General features: G+C 72.0%; 17 protein-coding genes. 14 read left to right on the forward strand and 3 right to left on the reverse strand.

Translation table 11 applies throughout. The features are described 5' to 3' along the window. Positions 1-195 precede the first annotated feature (195 nt). The 4 genes from C3488_RS18620 to C3488_RS18635 all read left to right on the forward strand — a co-directional run bounded on the left by C3488_RS18620 (position 196) and on the right by C3488_RS18635 (position 4,296). Positions 196-1,038: an alpha/beta fold hydrolase gene (locus tag C3488_RS18620; RefSeq protein WP_103840823.1), complete on the forward strand. Its 843-nt coding sequence runs from the start codon at positions 196-198 to the stop codon at positions 1,036-1,038. A 94-nt stretch (positions 1,039-1,132) separates the two neighbouring features. Then, positions 1,133-2,143 carry an aldo/keto reductase gene (locus tag C3488_RS18625; protein ID WP_374955431.1) on the forward strand — a complete coding sequence of 337 codons (1,011 nt, stop codon included), beginning with the start codon at positions 1,133-1,135 and terminating at the stop codon, positions 2,141-2,143. Between the two features lie 81 nt (positions 2,144-2,224). Further along, positions 2,225-2,776, forward strand: a complete 552-nt coding sequence (locus tag C3488_RS18630) for a TetR/AcrR family transcriptional regulator (RefSeq protein WP_103840827.1) — start codon at positions 2,225-2,227, stop codon at positions 2,774-2,776. Then, positions 2,773-4,296 (forward strand): MFS transporter, encoded by a 1,524-nt coding sequence (locus tag C3488_RS18635; RefSeq protein WP_103840829.1) that lies wholly within the window; start codon positions 2,773-2,775, stop codon positions 4,294-4,296. The genes C3488_RS18630 and C3488_RS18635 overlap by 4 nt, the downstream gene beginning before the upstream one ends. A gap of 26 nt (positions 4,297-4,322) precedes the next feature. Here C3488_RS18635 and C3488_RS18640 read toward each other — a convergent pair whose 3' ends face one another. Beyond that, the gene (locus tag C3488_RS18640) at positions 4,323-5,012 is read right to left on the reverse strand and encodes a 1-acyl-sn-glycerol-3-phosphate acyltransferase (protein WP_103840831.1); all 690 of its coding nucleotides are present in this window, start codon (positions 5,010-5,012) and stop codon (positions 4,323-4,325) included. A 325-nt stretch (positions 5,013-5,337) separates the two neighbouring features. On the opposite strand from C3488_RS18640, the gene C3488_RS18645 reads away from it, so the two are divergent. From C3488_RS18645 to C3488_RS18655, 3 genes are all read left to right on the forward strand, one after another. After that, positions 5,338-6,513, forward strand: a complete 1,176-nt coding sequence (locus tag C3488_RS18645) for a glycerophosphodiester phosphodiesterase (protein WP_103840833.1) — start codon at positions 5,338-5,340, stop codon at positions 6,511-6,513. An 87-nt stretch (positions 6,514-6,600) separates the two neighbouring features. Then, positions 6,601-7,107 carry an RNA polymerase sigma factor gene (locus tag C3488_RS18650; RefSeq protein WP_103840835.1) on the forward strand — a complete coding sequence of 169 codons (507 nt, stop codon included), beginning with the start codon at positions 6,601-6,603 and terminating at the stop codon, positions 7,105-7,107. A gap of 45 nt (positions 7,108-7,152) precedes the next feature. Continuing rightward, positions 7,153-7,650, forward strand: coding sequence for a GNAT family N-acetyltransferase (locus C3488_RS18655; protein ID WP_103840837.1), 498 nt, complete (start codon positions 7,153-7,155; stop codon positions 7,648-7,650). A gap of 37 nt (positions 7,651-7,687) precedes the next feature. On the opposite strand, the gene C3488_RS18660 is transcribed toward C3488_RS18655, so the two are convergent. Together C3488_RS18660 and C3488_RS18665 are read right to left on the reverse strand one after the other, a co-directional pair. Further along, positions 7,688-8,119, reverse strand: coding sequence for a hypothetical protein (locus tag C3488_RS18660; protein ID WP_103840839.1), 432 nt, complete (start codon positions 8,117-8,119; stop codon positions 7,688-7,690). Position 8,120: 1 nt separating this feature from the next. Continuing rightward, a complete protein-coding gene (locus C3488_RS18665; RefSeq protein WP_103840841.1) occupies positions 8,121-8,480 on the reverse strand; it encodes a hypothetical protein in 360 nt (119 codons plus the stop codon). Positions 8,481-8,929: 449 nt separating this feature from the next. On the opposite strand from C3488_RS18665, the gene C3488_RS18670 reads away from it, so the two are divergent. From C3488_RS18670 to cobA, 7 genes are all read left to right on the forward strand, one after another. Next, entirely contained in the window at positions 8,930-9,976 is a 1,047-nt protein-coding gene (locus tag C3488_RS18670; RefSeq protein WP_103840843.1) for a methionine ABC transporter ATP-binding protein, read from the forward strand. Continuing rightward, the gene (locus C3488_RS18675; RefSeq protein ID WP_181139076.1) at positions 9,973-10,719 is read left to right on the forward strand and encodes a methionine ABC transporter permease; all 747 of its coding nucleotides are present in this window, start codon (positions 9,973-9,975) and stop codon (positions 10,717-10,719) included. Before C3488_RS18670 ends, C3488_RS18675 begins: the two co-directional genes overlap by 4 nt. 80 nt (positions 10,720-10,799) lie before the next feature. Beyond that, positions 10,800-11,633 (forward strand): MetQ/NlpA family ABC transporter substrate-binding protein, encoded by an 834-nt coding sequence (locus tag C3488_RS18680; protein WP_103840845.1) that lies wholly within the window; start codon positions 10,800-10,802, stop codon positions 11,631-11,633. Between the two features lie 176 nt (positions 11,634-11,809). Beyond that, positions 11,810-12,448, forward strand: coding sequence for a GNAT family N-acetyltransferase (locus C3488_RS18685; protein ID WP_103840847.1), 639 nt, complete (start codon positions 11,810-11,812; stop codon positions 12,446-12,448). A gap of 128 nt (positions 12,449-12,576) precedes the next feature. Then, positions 12,577-13,785 (forward strand): precorrin-6y C5,15-methyltransferase (decarboxylating) subunit CbiE, encoded by a 1,209-nt coding sequence (gene cbiE / locus C3488_RS18690; RefSeq protein WP_103840849.1) that lies wholly within the window; start codon positions 12,577-12,579, stop codon positions 13,783-13,785. A 343-nt stretch (positions 13,786-14,128) separates the two neighbouring features. Then, on the forward strand, positions 14,129-17,764 hold the full coding sequence (cobT, locus tag C3488_RS18695) for a nicotinate-nucleotide--dimethylbenzimidazole phosphoribosyltransferase (RefSeq protein ID WP_103840851.1): 3,636 nt from the start codon (positions 14,129-14,131) through the stop codon (positions 17,762-17,764). Between the two features lie 147 nt (positions 17,765-17,911). Then, a complete protein-coding gene (gene cobA, locus C3488_RS18700; RefSeq protein WP_103840853.1) occupies positions 17,912-19,144 on the forward strand; it encodes a uroporphyrinogen-III C-methyltransferase in 1,233 nt (410 codons plus the stop codon). Positions 19,145-19,192 lie beyond the last annotated feature (48 nt).

The following is a 19,192-nucleotide window of genomic DNA, read 5'->3' on the forward strand; positions in this document are numbered from 1 at the left end:
CGTGCTGTTTGGGCCCCTCGCGTGCTGTCCGGGCCCCTCGTGCTGTCCGCTCGCGCTCTCCGGTCGGGCCGGATAACGGATGGGTTTCAGCCACTGTCCGGATTCTTGACGCACGTCTACTCGGAGGTAACTATTCCGGTTGCGGTCGGCATTGCCGAACGACGGTCGGCCTGTACCGAGCACGAAAGGGACATCATGCGCGGACCAAGTGGAAGAAGCGGACGGCGAACAGCCCGGCTCCTCGGCGCCGCCGTGACCGCGGCGCTGTGCGCCATCGGCCTCGCGGCACCGGCCGGCGCGGACACCGTCGCCATCGCGCCACCAGGCGCCAACGACTGGTCCTGCAAGCCGGACGCGGCCCACCCGCAGCCGGTGGTGCTGGTGAACGGCACCTTCAAGACCTCGTACGAGAACTGGCTGACCCTCTCGCCCGCCCTGGTGAACGCCGGTTACTGCGTCTTCTCCTTCGACTACGGCGACATGGAGACCGCCCCGATCCCGGACTCGGCGGCCCAGCTGCGGGACTTCGTCAACGCCGTGCTCGGTGCGACCGGCGCCAAGAAGGTCGACATCGTCGGTCACAGCCAGGGCGGCATGATGCCCCGCTACTACGTCAAGTTCCTCGGCGGTGCCACCAAGGTCGACGACCTCGTCGGCATCGTGCCCTCCAACCACGGGACCAGCAACCCGCTCGCCCTCGCCGCCGGCGCCACCGTCTGCCCCTCCTGCGTCGACCAGACCGCCGGCTCGGCCTTCCTGGAGAAGCTCAACTCCGACCCGGAGACCCCGGTAGGCCCGGACTACACGGTGATCACCACCCGTGACGACGAGGTCGTGGTCCCGTACACCAGCGCCTTCCTCGACGGCCCGGCCTCCTACGTCACCAACGTGCTGCTCCAGGACCGCTGTCCGCTCGACACCACCGAACACGACCAGGCCCCCAAGTCGCCGCTGGTCGAGCAGTGGGTGCTCGACGCCCTGAACCGCAAGGGCCCGGCCGACCCGGCCTTCGAACCGCGCTGCGTCAGCACCGGGTGAATCGACAGGCCCCGGCGGTCAGCGCGGGGCGAATCCGAAGCCCCCGGTAGATTGGGGCGGGTTCCCGGCCCGCCGAGAGTGCAAGGAGCCCGCCATGCCGTTCAGCCTTCCCCATGCTCTCGGCCTCGCTCGAGCAGGGGAGACCCCGATGGCCGACGCCACGACGGCCACCGCGCACATCGGACTCGGACTGGCCGCCGTCGGCCGCCCGGGGTACATCAACCTCGGCCGCGACCGGGACCTTCCCGCCGACCGCACCGTCGACGCCCTGCGCGAGCGCACGCACGAACTCCTGGACGCCGCCTACGCGCAGGGCGTCCGCTACTTCGACGTCGCCCGTTCCTACGGCCGTTCGGAGGAGTTCCTCGCCGAATGGCTGTCCGCCCGCCCCGGGATCGACGACGTGGTGGTCGGCAGCAAGTGGGGCTACACCTACACCGCGCGGTGGACCACCGACGCCGAACAGCACGAGGTCAAGGACCACGGTGTCGCCACCTACGAGCGGCAGCGCGCCGAGACCGCCGCTCTGCTCGGCGACCGGCTCGACCTCTACCAGATCCACTCCGTCACCCCTGACAGCCCCGCGCTGACCGACAAGGAACTCCACGCCCGGCTGGCCGAGGCCGCCGCGCAGGGGCTCACCATCGGGTTCTCCACCAGCGGCCCGGCGCAGGCCGACGCGATCCGCGCCGCGCTCGCCGTGACGGTCGACGGCGAGCCGCTCTTCCGTACCGTCCAGTCCACCTACAACCTGCTGGAGACCTCCGCCGAGCCGGCCCTCGCCGAGGCCCACGACGCCGGGCTCACGGTGATCGTCAAGGAGGGCATGGCCAACGGACGGCTGGCGGACCCGCACGCACCGGAGACCTTGAAGGCCGTGGCGGCCGAGCTGTCCCTCGGCTGCGACGCGGTCGCCCTGGCCGTGATCCTGCGCCGGCCCTGGGCGGGTGTCGTCCTCTCCGGCGCGGCCACCACCGGCCAGCTCGCCTCGAACCTGCACGCCGCCGCCGTCGACCTGGACGAGGACCAGCTGGCCCGCCTCGAGGCGCTCGCCGAGGGCCCGCTCGCGTACTGGAAGCGGCGCGGACAGCTGCCCTGGCACTGAGACCACGCCGAGGTCGGCCCCTGACGAGACGAGCATGCCTACAATGAGACAATAATGTCTCATGTGGTCTATGGTTGTCTCATGGCCCTCGACCGTGACCACGTGCTGCGCAGCGCAGCCGCCCTGCTGACCCGCAAATCCACCGCGACCATGGACGAGGTCGCCAAGGCGGCCGGGATCAGCCGGGCCACGCTGCACCGCCACTTCGCCGGGCGCGACGCGCTCGTACGGGCCCTGGAGGTGCTCGGCATCGCGGAGTGCGAGGCGGCGCTCGACGCGGCCCGCTTGGACGAGGGCTCGGCGACGGACGCCGTACGCAGGCTCGTGCGCGAGATCCAGCCCGCGGCCGGGCTGCTCGCCTTCCTCTACGGCGAGAACCAGCTGTGGGAGGGCGAGGGGCAGAACGAGGGCTGGTCGCGGATCGACACCCGGATCACCGCGGTCTTCCTGCGCGGCCGGGACAGCGGCGAGTTCCGCGTCGACCTGCCCCCGGCCTGGCTCACCGAGGCGCTGTACGGACTGATCGCCTCGTGCGCCTGGGCCGTACTGGACGGCCGTGTGGCCGCCAGGGACTTCCCCGCCATGATCGCCGAGCTGTTGCTCGGCGGCGCCCTGCGAAGAGAGGAACCATGACCCGCACCCTGCAGCCGGCAAGGGCGCCGCAGGCGGAGAAGCGCCCGGGCCGGTGGCTCGCGCTCTGCGTCCTCGTGCTCGCCGTGCTGCTGGTGGCCGTGGACGCGACCGTCCTCGGCCTCGCCACCCCCTACATCAGCGAGGACCTCGGGCCCTCGGGCACCCAGCTCCTGTGGATCGGCGACGTCTACTCCTTCGTCATCGCCGGTCTGCTGGTCTCCATGGGCAGCCTCGGCGACCGCGTCGGCCGCAAGCGCGTCCTGCTCGGCGGTGCCACGGCCTTCGGCGCGATATCCGTCCTGAACGCCTACGCCCAGTCGCCGGAGACGATGATCCTGGCCCGGGCGCTCCTCGGTGTCGCGGGCGCGACCCTGATGCCCGCCACGCTCGCCCTGATCCGCAACATCTTCCACGACCCGCGCGAGCGCACCCTCGCCGTCGGCATCTGGGGCGCCACCGCCTCGGCCGGCACGGCGGTCGGCCCGATCGTCGGCGGCCTGCTGCTCGAGCACTTCTGGTGGGGCTCGGTCTTCCTCATCAACCTGCCGGTGATGGCGGTCCTGGTCCTGGTCGGCATCAGGACCCTGCCCGAATCCCACGACCCGGACCCGGGCCCGTGGGACCTGCCGAGCGTCGCCTTGTCGCTCGTGGGAATGATCGGCGCGGTGTACGCCGTGAAGGAGGCGGCCGCCCACGGATTCACCTGGCCGGCCATGGGCGCCGGGCTCCTCGGTGCCGCCGCGCTCCACGGCTTCGTACGCCGGCAACTGACGCTGCCGGTCCCGCTGCTGGACATGCGGCTGTTCCGGCGCCGGGGCTTCAGCGGTGCGGTGCTCGCGGACCTGCTGACCGTGCTCGGCATGTCCGGACTGGTCTTCTTCCTCTCCCAGTACCTGCAACTGGTCCAGGGCAGGCGTCCGTTCGAGGCCGGTCTCGCCGAACTGCCCGCCGCCGTCGGCGCGGTGGCGGCGGGCCTGGTGGCGGGCTCGGCGGCCCGGCGCTTCTCGGTACGGGCGGTGGTCTCGGGCGGGCTCGCCGCGGTGGGCCTGGCGCTGGCCGCACTCACCGTGCTCGACCGGACCACGGGCTACTCGCTGATCGGCACCGCGCTGCTGGTCGTGGGCGTCGGCGCGGGCCTGTCGTTCACCGTCACCGCGGACGTGATCCTCGCCGGCGTGCCCAAGGACCAGGCGGGCGCCGCCTCCGCGGTCTCGGAGACGGCGTACGAACTCGGCGCGGCCCTCGGCATCGCCCTGCTCGGCTCGATCGTCACGGGCACCTACCGGAGCTTCCCGGCCCCGGCCGGCACCCCGGCCGAGGCGCACGCGTCACTGGGCGGCGCGGTGGAAGCGGCGGCGGGCCTTCCGCCGGCCACCGCCCAGGCACTGCTGACGTCGGCCCGCGAGGCGTTCGTCGAGGGCCTGAGATGGGCGACGGGTGCCGGAGCGGTGATCCTGCTGGCGACTGCGGTGGCAGCGTGGTTCCTGCTGCGGGGCCAACGGCTGGAGAGTACGTCGTAAGCCGTTGGGGGCTGCGCCCCTTGCGGCTACGCCGCCTTCGCCTTCGTGGCGTACATGTCCACGTACTCCTGCCCCGAGAGCCGCATGACCTCCGTCATCACGGAATCGGTGACGGCCCGCAGCACATAGCGATCCCGATCCATCCCCTCGTACCGAGAGAACTCCATCGGCTCACCGAACCGCACGGTGACCCGCCCCGGACGGGGCATCCCCCGCCCGCCGGGCTGCAACTTGTCCGTGCCGATCATCGCGAACGGCACCACCGGCGCCCCGGTCATCAGCGTCAGCCGCGCGATACCGGTGCGCCCCCGGTACAGGCGCCCGTCGGGCGAGCGCGTGCCCTCCGGGTAGATGCCGAAGACCTTGCCCTCCTCCAGCACGCGGCGCCCGGTCATCAGCGCGGCCACACCGCCGCTCGCGCCGTCCCGGTCGACCGGGATCATGCCGACGCCCGTGAAGAACCAGGCCATCAGCCGGCCCTTGGGGCCCTTGCCCGTGACGTACTCGTCCTTGCCGATGAAGAGCACCTGCCGCTTGGTCACGAGCGGCAGCACGATCGAGTCGATGAACGTCAGGTGGTTGCCGGCCATGATGACCGGGCCGTCGGCCGGGATGTGCTCCGCACCCTCCACCTGTGGGCGGAACATCAGGCGCATGATCGGTCCGAGCACTGCCTTGATGAGCGCGAAGCGGGACAACGGGCCCTCCGGTGTCAAGGGATGCGGTGTGAGTCTGTGCAGGTGAGGACGATACTCGTGACACCCGGGGTGTCGCACACCGGGTTCACCGAGTGGATACGCGTCATTGACGAGTGTTTACCTGCGATGGCGGTGTTGTTGCACGTTCGTCATCCGCCGGACGGGTGTGGCGCACACCGCGCCGACGATTGACGGGCCGCCAGCCCGGGTGTCCGTCAACGCCGTCGGCATGCACCCGGGAGGACGGCCCCCGTCCGCCGCGCGTTCCCGCACACGTCTCCCGGACGTCACCCGTCCGCACCTACGATCGAGCCGTTTCGAACAGGTGTGGCGAGAGGAACACATGGGCGCGCAGGAGTCTTACGGGCAGGGGCAGGGGCAGGGGCAGGGGACCGGTCGGCGGGCGCTGCTCGGGGCCGCGGTCACCGGCGCCGGCGCGGCGGTTCTCGGACTGCCCGGGGTCGCCGGAGCGGACGCGCGGCACACGGGCGGCGGGCTCAAGGGCCTGCCCGTGCCGACGATCATCGGCCACCGTGGAGCCAGTGGCTACCGCCCCGAGCACACGTTCGGCTCCTACAACCTGGCGCTCGACCTGGGCGCGGACATCGTGGAGGCCGGTGACCTGGTGCCCACCAAGGACGGCCACCTGGTGTGCCGGCACGAACCGGAGATCGGCGGGACCACCGATGTCGCCGACCACCCCGAGTTCGCCGACCGCAGGAAGACCAAGGTCCTGGACGGTGTCCCCACCACCGGCTGGTTCACAGAGGACTTCACGCTCGCCGAGCTGAAGACGCTGCGTGCGATCGAGCGCATCCCCGCCACCCGCCAGCACAACACCCTCTACAACGGCCGCTGGGAGATCCCCACCTTCGAAGAGGTCCTGAAGTGGCAGGACGAGCAGACCCGCAAGCGCGGCAAGCAGGTGTGGATCTACCCCGAGACCAAGCACCCCACGTACTTCCGCAAACAGGGTCTCGACATGGAGCAGTTGCTCTCCAAGGCCCTGCGCAAGCACGGCAAGGACCGGAAGCACTCACCGGTGATCATCCAGTCCTTCGAGCCGAGCAGCATCCAGCGGCTGAACAAGCTCGTCGACAACCCGCTCGTCGTGCTCCTGTCCGCCGCGAACACCCGCCCCTTCGACTTCGTCGCGTCGGGCGACCCGCGCACGGTCGCCGACCTCGTCACCCCGAAGGGCCTGAAGGAGATCGCGTCCTACGCCCAGGGCATCGGACCCACCCTCGACCTGGTCATCCCGAAGGACGCGAAGGGCAACCTCACCAAGCCCTCCACACTGGTCGCCGACGCGCACGCCGCGGGCCTGATCCTGCACCCGTACACGATGCGCGACGAGAACACCTTCCTGCCCGCCGACTTCCAGAAGGGCACCGACCCGACGGCCTACGGTGACGTCTTCGGCGCCTTCCGGACCTACTTCGCGACCGGCATCGACGGCGTCTTCACCGACAACGCCGACACCGGCGTGCTCGCCCGCGAGGACTTCCTGCGCGGCTGAGCGGTCGACACGCGCCACGAGTCCCCCGTCGGGATGACTCCCGTCCGCCCCGGCAACCCCCGCCGGGGCGGACGCGTCCCGTCGCGTATGAGGCACGAGATGGTCAGCACCCTGCGTCCGCTGCTCGCCGCCGAGGCCTCGGCGGAGGCACACGCGGCCGGGATGGAGCCGAGCGATCTGGAACAAGCGGTGTGGCTACGGCTCCTGGAGCGGCTTGAGGCCGACCGGCCGCTCGCCGACCCGCAGGAATGGCTGCGCCGAGCGGTGCGTCTGGAGGTGCGCCGCGGCCGACGTTCCGCCCGCCTCGAACTGCCGTACCGCGGCGACCCGGCCGACGACACCCGACCCGGCCCCGAGCAGCAGGCGCTCCTCGCCGCCCGCCGCCGGGCATTGCACGCCGCCGTGCGCCGCCTGCCCGGCCGCTGTCCCCGCCTCATGGCGGCGTTGCTCTCCCCGCAGGACCTGACCTACCGGGAAATCGCAGGGGAGTTGGGTATCTCACAAGGGAGTCTTGGCCCGGAACGCTCCAAATGCCTGGGATGTCTGCGTCGATTGCTTGCGGCGGAGGTTGCGGCCCTCGAACCGCGGGGATAGGAGTGGGGGACGACCGGTGATCAGGTGAGCGGGAGGCGTGCGCACATGGGCATGAGCGTGACCATCTCTGTGGCGACCGAGCAGGACGCCGAGCAGATCTTCAGGCTGCAGTACCTCTGCTTCCAGAGCGAAGCCGCGCTGTACGGCAACTACCGCATCGATCCGCTCGTCCAGACCCTGGACTCCGTCCGCGAGGAGGTCGCCTCGGACTGCGTCTTCGTGGCGCGGCTGGGCGAGGAGGTGGTCGGCTCGGTACGCGGCAGCGTGACGGAGGACGGGGCCGCCTCGATCGGCAAACTCTGCGTCCACCCGCGGCTGCAGGGCCACGGCATCGGCGCCCGGCTGCTGCGCGCGGCGGAGGCGGCACTGGTGGAGCGGCACGGCGCGAAGAAGTTCCGCCTGAGCGCCGGCCACCGCAGCGAGGGCAACCTGCGCCTGTACCGCCGGGTCGGCTACGAGACGGTGGGCACGGCTCAGGGAGCGGACGGCGTACCGATGATCGTCCTGGAGAAGCCGGCGAGTACCTACGCCACGACGGCGTAGGGGAAGAGCGCCCCGCAAGGGGCGCGTCCCGCCGAGCTCAGGCCGCCTCCGCCTGACGCGCGGCCCCCTTCCGCAACCAGTACATGGCCGACAGCGGCAGCAGCACCGGAATGAAGACGTACCCCATGCCGTAGTCCGACCACACGGTCGCGTCGGGAAAGGCGGACGGCTCGACCAGCGTCCACGTCCCGACGGTGAGCACACCGACCAGCTCGGCCGCACAGCACACCAGCGCCGCCCGGCGGGCCGTCTCACCGCCGCGCACGAGCGAGTACGTGATGAATCCGTAGACGACGCCGGCGACCGCGGACAGGGAGTACGCGAGCGGAGCCTTGTCGAACTGCGTCGAGATCTGTACGACCGACCGCGACACCGCCCCCACCACCATCACCCCGTACAGCCACACCAGCAGCATCCCGGGTCCGCCGATGAGCCGCGTCCTGCCCGGCTTCTCCTGCGTGGCCGTCATCTCAGCCTCCCCAGATGTCATAGAGCCGCACCTCCAGCACGGCGAGGACCACACCGCCGGCCGCGACCGTCACCGAACCCCACCGGGTGCGCTCGGCCAGCGACATGAAGCCCGCCGCCGGGATGCACGCGAAGGCGCCCAGCAGATACGCCACGAAGATCGTCGTGCCCTGCGCCGGCTTCTCGCCCCGAGCCAGCTGGACGATGCCGACGACCAGCTGGACGAGGGCCAGCAGCGTCACCACGGCCATGCCGATGAAGTGCCAGTCCTTCGTCGGCTGATCGCGGTACGCGGCCCAGCCGCACCAGGCGGCGAGCAGCAGCGCGGCGACACCGGTCGCCAGCGTCAGGGCATCAAGCATGCCGCGACCCTATTACGGGCCAAAAGCGCCGATGTCCCCGCCCCCGTGGCCGACCGCGGCGCCGCCCCGCCGGCCGTGGCGTTGACCACACCCGGCGCCATCCGTCCGCTATTCGGACAGTCGTGTCAGGTCCCGGTCCGGCGTCTGCTTTACTTGCATCCATGACCACGACGAGCTGCCGCACTGTTGCGACCGAGGCGACCATGACGCCCGGTGCTCGTTGTATGTGTCGAATGTGCGCCTGCTAGAGGGCCCCCGCACCTCCCAGAGTCTCGCGCCCCGAAGCGAGACCGCCGTGGAATGTCCGTACGCACGTCTCGTACGCGACTGACCCCCCGCGCACACGTTCTCCCCGGTTCGATCGCCCTTGCGAGAACCGTGCCGCGTTGCCACACGCACCCGTGCCCGGCGCACACCCACGCCCTGCACTCGACAGTGACGGAAACCCAGTGATCACCACATCGGGCCTGACGAAAATCTACCGGGCCGACCGTTCGCGCGGCCGCGAGGTGACCGCCCTCGACGGCGTCGACCTGCACGTACGCGAGGGCGAGGTGTACGGCGTCATCGGCCAGTCCGGCGCCGGCAAGTCCTCGCTCATCCGCTGCGTCAACCTCCTCGAGCGCCCCACCTCCGGCACGGTCACGGTGGCCGGCCAGGACCTGACCGCCCTCGCCGGCCGCGGACCACGCGCCGGCAAGGAGCTGCGCGCGGCGCGCAGCCGGATCGGCATGGTCTTCCAGCACTTCAACCTGCTGTCCTCGCGCACCGTCCAGGACAACGTCGAGCTGCCCCTGGAGATCCTCGGCAAGTCCGGGAAGGAACGCTCCCGCAAGGCTCTCGAGCTCCTCGACCTCGTCGGTCTCGCCGACAAGGCCAAGGTCTACCCGGCCCAGCTCTCCGGCGGCCAGAAGCAGCGCGTCGGCATCGCCCGCGCCCTCGCCGGCGACCCCAGGGTGCTGCTCTCCGACGAGGCGACCAGTGCCCTCGACCCGGAGACCACCCGGTCCATCCTCCAGCTGCTGCGCGACCTCAACCGGCAGCTCGGCCTGACCGTCCTGCTCATCACCCACGAGATGGACGTCGTCAAGAGCGTCTGCGACTCGGCCGCCCTCATGGAGAAGGGCCGCATCGTCGAGTCCGGCACGGTCGGCGAACTGCTCGCCACCCCCGGCTCCCGCCTGGCCTCCGCCCTCTTCCCGGTCGGTGGCCGGGCATCCGGCGACGACCGGACCGTCGTCGACGTCACCTTCCAGGGCGAGGCCGCCACGCAGCCCGTCATCTCCCAGCTGTCCCGCACCTACAACATCGACATCTCGATCCTGGGCGCCGCCATCGACACCGTCGGCGGCCTCCAGGTCGGCCGGATGCGCATCGAACTGCCCGGCCGCTACGAGGACAACGTCGTGCCGATCGGCTTCCTGCGCGAGCAGGGCCTGCAGATCGACGTGGTGGGCCGCCAGGAGGCCCCGCTGGTGAAGGAAGGTGCCAAGTGACCTGGACCGATTTCTCGGCGATGCAGCCCCTGCTGTCCCAGGCCTCCTGGGACACCCTCTACATGGTCGGCTGGTCCACCCTCATCGCCGTCGTCGGCGGCCTGCCGCTCGGCGTGCTGCTGGTGCTGACCGACCGCGGCGGGCTGCTCCAGAACGTCGTGGCCAACAAGGTCCTCGGGCAGGTCGTGAACATCGCCCGCTCGATGCCGTTCATCATCCTGATGGTCGCGCTGATGAGCTTCACGCGCTGGGTCACCGGGACCACGATCGGCCGCGAGGCCGCCATCGTGCCCCTCGCGATCGGCGCCGTCCCGTTCTTCGCGCGCCTCGTCGAGACGGCTGTCCGCGAAGTGGACGGCGGCCTCGTCGAGGCCGTGCAGGCGATGGGCGGCAACACCTGGACCGTCGTGCGCAAGGTCCTCGTGCCGGAGGCGCTGCCCTCCCTGATCTCCTCCGCGACCACCACCGTCGTCGCCCTCATCGGCTACTCCGCGATGGCCGGCACGGTCGGCGCCGGCGGCCTCGGCGACATCGCCATCCGCTACGGCTACCAGCGCTTCGAGACCCAGCTGATGTGGATCACCGTGGCGGTCCTGGCCGTCGTCATCTCGCTCATCCAGTTCGCCGGCGACTTCGCGGCCCGCGCCCTGCATCGCCGCGGCGGCCGCTCCGGACCGGCGCCGAAGCTGCGGCTGCTGAAGGAGAAGGAGCCCGCGGCGGCCGACGTGAGCAAGGTCGCCTGAGTCACGCCGGGCCCGCGCATCCCCTGAACTCCCCGTGAACCATGACGGGGTAGCACCACCCATAAGGAAAGGCACTTTTCGTGCGTAACACCGCCAAGATCACCACCGCCGTCCTCGCCGCGGGAGCCCTCACCCTGGGGCTCAGCGCCTGCGGCTCCGGCAAGAGCAGCTCCGCCTCCTCCGGCTCCGACGGCCCGCTCGTCGTCGCCGCGAGCCCCACCCCGCACGCCGAGATCCTCGACTTCGTCAAGGACAACCTGGCGAAGAAGGCGGGCCTCGACCTTCAGGTCAAGGAGTTCACCGACTACGTCACGCCGAACACGGCGACCGAGGACGGGTCGGTCGGTGCCAACTACTTCCAGAACCAGCCGTACCTGGACGACTTCAACAAGAAGAACGGCACCCACATCGTGCCCGTCGTCACGGTGCACCTGGAGCCGCTCGGCCTGTACTCCCACAAGATCAAGAAGGCCGACGAGCTGAAGAGCGGCGCGACCGTCGCCATTCCGAACGACACGGTCAACGAGGCGCGTGCGCTGAAGCTGCTCGCCGCGAAGGGGCTCGTCACGCTGAAGAGCGGTGTGGGCAACGAGGCGACTCCGCAGGACATCGCCGAGAACCCGAAGAACCTCAAGTTCAAGGAGCTGGAGGCGGCCCAGACCCCGCGCTCCCTGGACGACGTGGACGCCGCGGTGATCAACGGCAACTACGCCATCTCCTCCGGCCTCAAGCCCGCCAAGGACGCCCTCGTCCTGGAGTCCGCGAAGAACAACCCCTACGGCAACTTCCTCGCGGTCAAGAAGGGCAACGAGAACGACCCGCGGGTCGAGAAGCTGGCCAAGCTCCTCGTCTCCCCCGAGGTCAAGAAGTTCATCGAGGACAAGTACCAGGGATCGGTCATCGCGTCCTTCTGATCCCGACGATCGACTGCCGTCGGCGCCGCGTACAACCGCGTGCAGCGCGTATCGCCACGCACGGGGTCCGCTCCCTCACCGGGTGTGGACCCCGTGGTGCGTTTCGCTGCCTCCATGCTGCATGCTGGGCAGTTCAGCAGGCCCTGACGGTTCTTCGAAGGTTACGGAGCGGCGCAATGACGAGCACCTTCCCCAACGTCTCCATCAGCACGGAGCGTTTGGTCCTGCGCCCTCTCGACGAGGACGACGTCCCCGCGCTGGCCGAGATGATGAACGACGAACTGGTCGGCGCCTGGACCGACGTGCCCCAGCCGTTCACCGAGGAGGGCGCCCGCACCTGGATCACCGAGTACGCGCCCGCGGAGCGCGCCGCGGGCCGGGGCCTCGAGCTCGCCGTCACCGAGTTCCTCACCCAGCGCCTGGTGGGCGTCATCCAGCTCACCAGGACCAACTGGCATGTGCGGTCCACCGAACTGTCGTACATCATCGCGCCCTGGGCACGCGGCGAGGGCTACGCCTCCGAAGCCGCGCTCGCGACCGCCCAATGGCTCTTCGGCGACCAGAACTTCGAGCGGATCGAACTGCGCACCGCGGCCGACAACACCGCCTCGCAGCAGGTCGCCCAGAAGATCGGCTGCATCAGCGAGGGCGTCCTGCGCAACGCCTGCATAGCGCACGTCCGTGCGGAGGACGGCAGCTGGACGGACGTACGGACCGACTTCATCGTGTGGAGCCTGCTGCCGGAGGACCTCGACGGGGTCAGCGACGAGCTGGCCGACACGGGGGGTTTCACGTCGTTCCCCAACTGGAACTGACAGCGAGGGACCGCTCCCACGGACCGAGCCCGGGGCGAGTGCACCCGGCCGAACGGGATACGCTCACGGAGCCCGCCGTACGGGCTGCCCCCTGACGACCTGCGCGAAAAACCTGGAGACTGACGACGATGGCCGACCGGGTCACGGTGATCGGCTGGGACGGCTCGCCGCTGACCGCCGCGGCGCGTTCCGCCCTCGGGGCCGCCACGCTCGTCGCCGGCGCCGCCCACCACCTCGCCCTTCCCGAAGTGCCTCCGGCCGCCGAGCGCATCCGCCTCGGCAGTGTCGCCCTCGCCGCCCGCCGTATCGCCGCCCACCGCGGCACCGCCGTCGTCCTCGCCGACGGCGACCCGGGCTTCTTCGGTGTCGTACGCACGCTGCGCGACCCCGAGTACGGCCTGGAGGTCGAAGTCGTCCCCGCCGTCTCCTCCGTGGCCGCCGCCTTCGCGCGCGCCGGGATGCCCTGGGACGACGCACAAGTGGTCGTCGCACACCGCCGCACCCTGCGACGCGCGGTCAACGTATGCCGCGCCCACACCAAAGTCGCGGTCCTCACCTCACCGGGAGCCGGGCCCGCCGAGCTCGGACTGCTCCTCGACGGCGTCCACCGCACCTTCGTCATCTGCGAGGAGCTGGGCACCGAACGGGAACAGGTCACCGTCGTCACCTCGGACAAGGCCGCCGACCACACCTGGCGCGACCCCAACGTCGTCATCGTCATCGGCGGACCCGTCACCGCGGCCGACGGCGGCTGGATCGCCGGCCGCGATCCGGGCGCCGGACCGCGCGGCTGGGCCCTGCCCGCCGAAGCGTACGGCGGGGGACTCGGTGAAGGAGAGACGGATCTGCTGCGGGCCACCCAACTCGCCCGCCTCGGGCCACGGGTGGGCGACCTGGTGTGGGACATCGGCAGCGGCAGCGGCGCGTTCGCCGTGGAGGCCGCCCGCTGCGGGGCCGCCGTCATCGCCGTCGACCAGGACCCCGACGCATGCGGCCGCACCACGGCCGCCGCACGCCGCTTCGGCGTCCAGATCCAGGTCGTGCACGGCACCGCCCCGCACGTCCTGGAGAACCTGCCCGAACCGGACGTCGTCCGCGTCGGCGGCGGGAGAGTGGCCGTCGTCTCCGCCGTCGCCGACCGCCGCCCCCAGCGCATCGTCACTCACGCCGCGACCCGCGACGCGGCCGAACTCGTCGGCAGGGACCTGACGGAACACGGCTACGACGTCGAGTGCGCCCTGCTGCAGTCCGTCGAACTCGACACGCGGGCCTGGACGGAGAAGGAGCGGAGCGTCGCGTTCCTGCTCAGCGGCCGATTGGCCGAACGCTCCCCGTGATCCGGTTGTCGTACCGGCGCGGTAGGCTGGCCGACCGTCGTACCGTACTCGGGTGATCCGGCATTCATCAGTCAATGTCCGGAAAGCGCACCTCTTTTGGGGTGGAGGCGGTACGGCCGGACCGGAGGGCGCGCAACGTGGCGCAGTCCACAGCGGGCCGTCGCGGATCACCCTGTCGCGACGGCGGGACGACCGGGACAATGCCGTTCAATGGCTTTGTCGTCATTGTGGGCGGGTCGTTCGTGCCGCTGGGCACGCACGCTCGTTCTTCACTGCGGGCGGTCGGCGTGCCGTTCCGGGCCAGCTGGTCGTAGAAGCACTAACCGATGGGCGAGGGGTACGCATGACCGACACCGGCCAGATCCCGGGCGAGGGGCTGCCGGAGAACGCAGGCATGGTGGAGCAGCCGGGCGTCCTCGCGCCGGACGCGTACACCTACCTCGACCCTTCCGACAGCGCTCCCGAGGACGACGACCTGCTCCTGATGCCGGGCCAGCAGGGCGCGTGGGGCAACGAGATGCCGCAGCACGCCCCGGCTCCGGCGCCCTACCTCCACGAGCCCGGCCCGCACGAGGCGGCCGGCCGGGACAGCGGCTCCATCGACGTCGGCGCGGTCCGTACGCCGCCCGCGTCGCAGGCGACGCCGCGCCGCCCGCTGCACCTCGGCCCGCCCATTCCGGACACCTCCGCGAGCCCGGTCCGCACGCTCTCCGACCGCGGTCCTGCGGACGCCCCGATGCGCCCCTCCGGGCCGCCCACGAGCGGTCCCGAGTACCTCGACGTGCCGCAGTCGGGGGAGAACTCCCCGCAGGGAGCGGTCCCCTGGGGACCTCCACCGCAGCAGCACACCGTGCCGCCGGTGGGCACCGAGGGGACGGCCACAGAAACGGTCGTGCCGGCACCGGCGCCCGAGCACGCGCCGACGGTTCAGCCGACCGCCGCGCCGGTCGCCCCGGAGGCCGCGCCCGTGACCGCCGAGGTCGCGCCGGAGCCCCCGCAGGGCTCCGGCCCGCTGGGCGACTCGGAGCCGCAGCAGGTGCCGCAGCCGACGCCCGAGGCCCCGCAGGCAGCGCACGGCGTGCCGGCCCCGGAGGGCGCGCTCGGCATGCCCGGGCAAGGCCAGGCCGAGGTGGCCGACGACACCGGGCACGTCCTGCCGGACGGCGCGGTGAACGACGGCACGCAGGGGGACGCCTGGCAGAACGAGGGCTCGCAGCATCCCGGAGCCGTACCGGCGCCGGATGCCGCACCGGCGCAGGACGGAACGCCCGCCGGGTTCGCCCCGCAGGCCCCGGACGCCGGGCCCGTGGCGGATGCCGCCCCGGACTTCGGGGCCGTACCGCCCGTGGACGGCGAGCCGCACGTCGGCGTGGCCGCGCCCGCGGCCGAAGCGGGGCAGGCCCGGCAGGCCGCGGAGGCCCACGTTCCGGCGCCCGCCGTCCAGCCGACGGCTCCCGCCCCGGACCACCAACACGTCGCCGACGCCGCGGCCGAGCAGGAAGTCCACGATCCGGGCCAGACCCCGGCCGAGCAGGTCCACGACCCCAGCTGGACCCCGGCCGAGCAGGCCCACGACCCCAGCTGGACCCCGGCCGAGCAGGCCCACGACCCCGGCCGGACCCCGGCCGTGGCACCCGCACCGGACCAGCACGCGCCTTTCGCGGACGCCGAGGCCCGGACTCCTGACACCCCGGTGGTGTTCGCCGGGCCCGCGCCGCAGCAGGGCCCCCAGGAGGCGCAGCCCGAGGGAGCCGAGCCCGCGCAGGCCGTTTCGGTGGGCGGACCCGCCCAGGCGCACGGCGAGCAGGAGGCGGGCGGCGAGCCGGCCGCCGAAGCCGATGTGCCCGCCGATGCCCCCGGCATCCCGGACGATGCCGCCGGTACGCGGGCCGACGCGCCCGTGGAGCCCCAGGCCGACCAGTCGTTCGGCCGGTTCGTGCCCGTCGAGGGCACCGTGCCGACCACCCCGCACCTGGCCCCCACCCCGCCGCACGCCCTGACCGTGCCGCCCCTGCCCGCCCAGGAGCAGCCGCCCGCCGGGGAATCCGCTCCGGCCGCCCGGCAGGAGGATCCGGCGGTGCAGGAGCCCGTCGCCATGGTTCCCGGCCCCCGCGAGGGCGAGGCCCCCGCCCCGGAGCCGCATGCCGAGGAGCCCGTGGCCGCACAGCAGGCGGACGACCTCGACACCCGGGCCGCCGACCAGGAGGAGAGCACGGCCGCCGTGGAAGAAGCACGACAGTCCACCGGCCCGGCGGCGCCCGGATACGACGACGCCGAGCGTGAAGCCGTCCTGCGCGTGATGCGCGAGCGCCGCGACATCCGCAACGGCTTCCGCGGCGACCCGATCCCGCACGACGTGCTGCTGCGCGTCCTGGAGGCCGCCCACACGGCCCCCTCCGTGGGCCACTCGCAGCCCTGGGACTTCGTGGTCATCCGCTCCGCCGAGACGCGCCGCACGATGCACGAACTGGCCATGCGCCAGCGTGAGGCGTACGCCAAGTCGCTGCCCAAGGGCCGGGCGAAGCAGTTCAAGGAACTGAAGATCGAGGCCATTCTCGACACACCGGTGAACATCGTGGTCACCGCCGACCCCACCCGGGGCGGCCGCCACACCCTCGGTCGGCACACCCAGCCGCAGATGGCGCCGTACTCCTCCGCGCTCGCCGTCGAGAACCTGTGGCTCGCGGCCCGCGCCGAGGGCCTCGGCGTCGGCTGGGTCAGCTTCTTCGACGAGCGCGAGATGGTCCGCGCCCTCGGCCTGCCCGAGCACCTGGAGGTCGTGGCGTACCTGTGCGTCGGGTACGTCGACGAGTTCCCGGAGGAGCCCGAGCTGATGCAGGCGGGCTGGTCCAAGCGCCGCCCGCTGTCCTGGGTCGTGCACGAGGAGACGTACGGCCGTCGCGCGCTGCCGGGCGAGGAGCCGCACGACCTGCTCGCCGAGACCGTCGCCGGCATCCGCCCGCTGGACGCCAAGGCGCTCGGCGAGGCGTGGGAGCGGCAGAAGCGGATGACCAAGCCCGCGGGCGCCCTCGGCATGCTGGAGATCATCTCCGCGCAGCTGTCCGGGCTGTCCCGGCAGTGCCCGCCGCCGATCCCGGAGCCCGCGGCCGTCGCCATCTTCGCGGGCGACCACGGCGTGCACGCCCAGGGCGTCACCCCGTGGCCCCAGGAGGTGACGGGCCAGATGGTCGCCAACTTCCTCGGCGGGGGAGCGGTCTGCAACGCCTTCGCCAACCAGGTCGGTGCCGAGGTCTGCGTGGTCGACGTGGGCGTGGCCGCCGATCTGCCCGCCACCCCCGGTCTGCTGCCGCGCAAGGTCCGCGCGGGCACGGCCGACATGACGACCGGTCCCGCGCTCAGCCGCGAGGAGGTCAAACAGGCGATCGAGGTCGGCATCGAGACGGCACGCGACCTGGTCGCGGCCGGGAACAAGGCGCTGCTCACCGGCGAGATGGGCATCGCGAACACGACGGCCTCGGCCGCCCTCATCGCCGTCTTCACGGACACCGACCCGTCGGAGGTGACGGGCCGCGGCACCGGTATCAACGACGAGACCCTGGCCCGCAAGACCGAGGTCGTACGCCGGGCCATCGAACTCCACCAGCCGGACCCGGCCGACCCGATCGGCGTCCTGGCGGCGTTCGGCGGCCTGGAGCACGCGGCGATGGTGGGCCTGCTGCTCGGCGGCGCGTCCCTGCGCACGCCGGTCATCCTGGACGGCGTCAGCGCCGGCGCCGCCGCCCTCGTGGCGCGCGCGATCGCCCCCGAGGTCCTCGCGGCCTGCATCGCGGGCCACCGCAGCGCGGAGCCGGGCCATGTGGCCGCCCTGAACAAGCTGGGCCTTCGCCCCCTGGTCGACCTGGACCTCCGCCTCGGCGAGGGCACGGGCGCCCTGCTGGCCCTGCCGCTGGTCCAGAGCGCGGCGCGGGCGATGCACGAGGTGGCGACGTTCGACTCGGCGGGCGTCACCGAGAAGTAGCACCACACCACGTCCGCGTGCAGGGGCGGCTCAGCCTTCGACCAGGTGAGCCGCCCCTGACGTCCGCACCATAGAATTCCGCACGTCAGGCCCCTCCAAAGCCGCAGAGGCCGCCGTCCCCACCGCCGCACGAGGAGCCGCACCTCCATGGCCGAACACCCCCCGTACCCCGTAGGGCTCCGCCTGACCGGACGCCGCGTCGTCGTCCTCGGCGGCGGCCAGGTCGCCCAGCGCCGCCTCCCCGCGCTCATCGCGGCAGGCGCGGACGTCGTCCTCGTGTCCCCGGAAGCGACCCCCTCGGTCGAAGCCATGGCGGACGCGGGCGAGATCACCTGGAAGAAGCGCCCGTACGAGGACGGCGACCTCGCGGACGCCTGGTACGCCCTGATCGCCACCAGCGACCCCGAAACGAACTCCCGGGCCTCGGCGGAGGCAGAGGCGAACCGGGTGTGGTGCGTCCGCTCCGACGACGCCGACGCGGCCACCGCGTGGACCCCGGCGACCGGCCACAGCGAGGGCGTCACGGTCGCCGTCCTCACCACCGAGGCCAGGGGTCGCGACCCCCGGCACACCGCCGCCATCCGCGACGCCGTGGTGGAGGGACTGCGCGACGGCACCCTGGTGGCTCCGCACCACCGCACCCGCACCCCCGGCGTGGCGCTCGTCGGCGGCGGCCCCGGCGACCCGGACCTGATCACCGTCCGCGGGCGGCGGCTGCTCGCCGAGGCGGACGTGGTCATCGCCGACCGCCTCGGCCCCCGGGACCTGCTCGCCGAACTCCCGCCGCACGTCCAGGTGATCGACGCGGCGAAGATCCCGTACGGCCGCTTCATGGCCCAGGAGGCCATCAACAACGCGCTGATCGAGCACGCCAAGCAGGGCAAGTCGGTGGTTCGCCTCAAGGGCGGCGACCCGTACGTCTTCGGCCGCGGCATGGAGGAGGTGCAGGCGCTCGCCGAGGCGGGCATCCCGTGCACGGTCGTCCCGGGCATCTCCAGCTCGATCTCCGTGCCGGGCGCGGTCGGCATCCCCGTCACGCATCGCGGTGTCGCACACGAGTTCACAGTGGTCAGCGGGCATGTCGCCCCTGACGACGAGCGTTCGCTGGTCGACTGGCCGTCCCTGGCTCGGCTGACGGGCACGCTCGTGATCCTCATGGGTGTCGACAAGATCGGGAAGATCGCCGAGACGCTCGTCGCCCACGGCAAGGCGCCGGACACCCCCGTCGCCCTGGTCCAGGAGGGCACGACGGCCGCCCAGCGCCGGGTCGACGCGACGCTGGCGACGGTCGCGGAGACGGCGCGGGAGCAGGACGTGAAGCCCCCGGCGGTCATCGTCATCGGCGAGGTCGTGACGGTGGGACCGGGGCCGGTCGAGTAACCCGGGGTAACACGTCCCGTTCCAGCCGTTGGCACCGCTCCCCCGACA

It is taken from the genome of Streptomyces sp. Ru72 (assembly GCF_002920635.1).
Lineage (GTDB): Bacteria > Actinomycetota > Actinomycetes > Streptomycetales > Streptomycetaceae > Streptomyces.

Bases quoted from the DNA above. Each gene is read 5' to 3' on its own strand.
- C3488_RS18620 (WP_103840823.1), top strand. From the start codon at position 196: ATGCGCGGACCAAGTGGAAGAAGCGGACGGCGAACAGCCCGGCTCCTC.
- C3488_RS18625 (WP_374955431.1), top strand. From the start codon at position 1,133: ATGCCGTTCAGCCTTCCCCATGCTCTCGGCCTCGCTCGAGCAGGGGAG.
- C3488_RS18630 (WP_103840827.1), top strand. From the start codon at position 2,225: ATGGCCCTCGACCGTGACCACGTGCTGCGCAGCGCAGCCGCCCTGCTG.
- C3488_RS18635 (WP_103840829.1), top strand. From the start codon at position 2,773: ATGACCCGCACCCTGCAGCCGGCAAGGGCGCCGCAGGCGGAGAAGCGC.
- C3488_RS18645 (WP_103840833.1), top strand. From the start codon at position 5,338: ATGGGCGCGCAGGAGTCTTACGGGCAGGGGCAGGGGCAGGGGCAGGGG.
- C3488_RS18650 (WP_103840835.1), top strand. From the start codon at position 6,601: ATGAGGCACGAGATGGTCAGCACCCTGCGTCCGCTGCTCGCCGCCGAG.
- C3488_RS18655 (WP_103840837.1), top strand. From the start codon at position 7,153: ATGGGCATGAGCGTGACCATCTCTGTGGCGACCGAGCAGGACGCCGAG.
- C3488_RS18660 (WP_103840839.1), bottom strand. From the start codon at position 8,119: ATGACGGCCACGCAGGAGAAGCCGGGCAGGACGCGGCTCATCGGCGGA.
- C3488_RS18665 (WP_103840841.1), bottom strand. From the start codon at position 8,480: ATGCTTGATGCCCTGACGCTGGCGACCGGTGTCGCCGCGCTGCTGCTC.
- C3488_RS18685 (WP_103840847.1), top strand. From the start codon at position 11,810: ATGACGAGCACCTTCCCCAACGTCTCCATCAGCACGGAGCGTTTGGTC.
- cbiE (WP_103840849.1), top strand. From the start codon at position 12,577: ATGGCCGACCGGGTCACGGTGATCGGCTGGGACGGCTCGCCGCTGACC.
- cobT (WP_103840851.1), top strand. From the start codon at position 14,129: ATGACCGACACCGGCCAGATCCCGGGCGAGGGGCTGCCGGAGAACGCA.
- cobA (WP_103840853.1), top strand. From the start codon at position 17,912: ATGGCCGAACACCCCCCGTACCCCGTAGGGCTCCGCCTGACCGGACGC.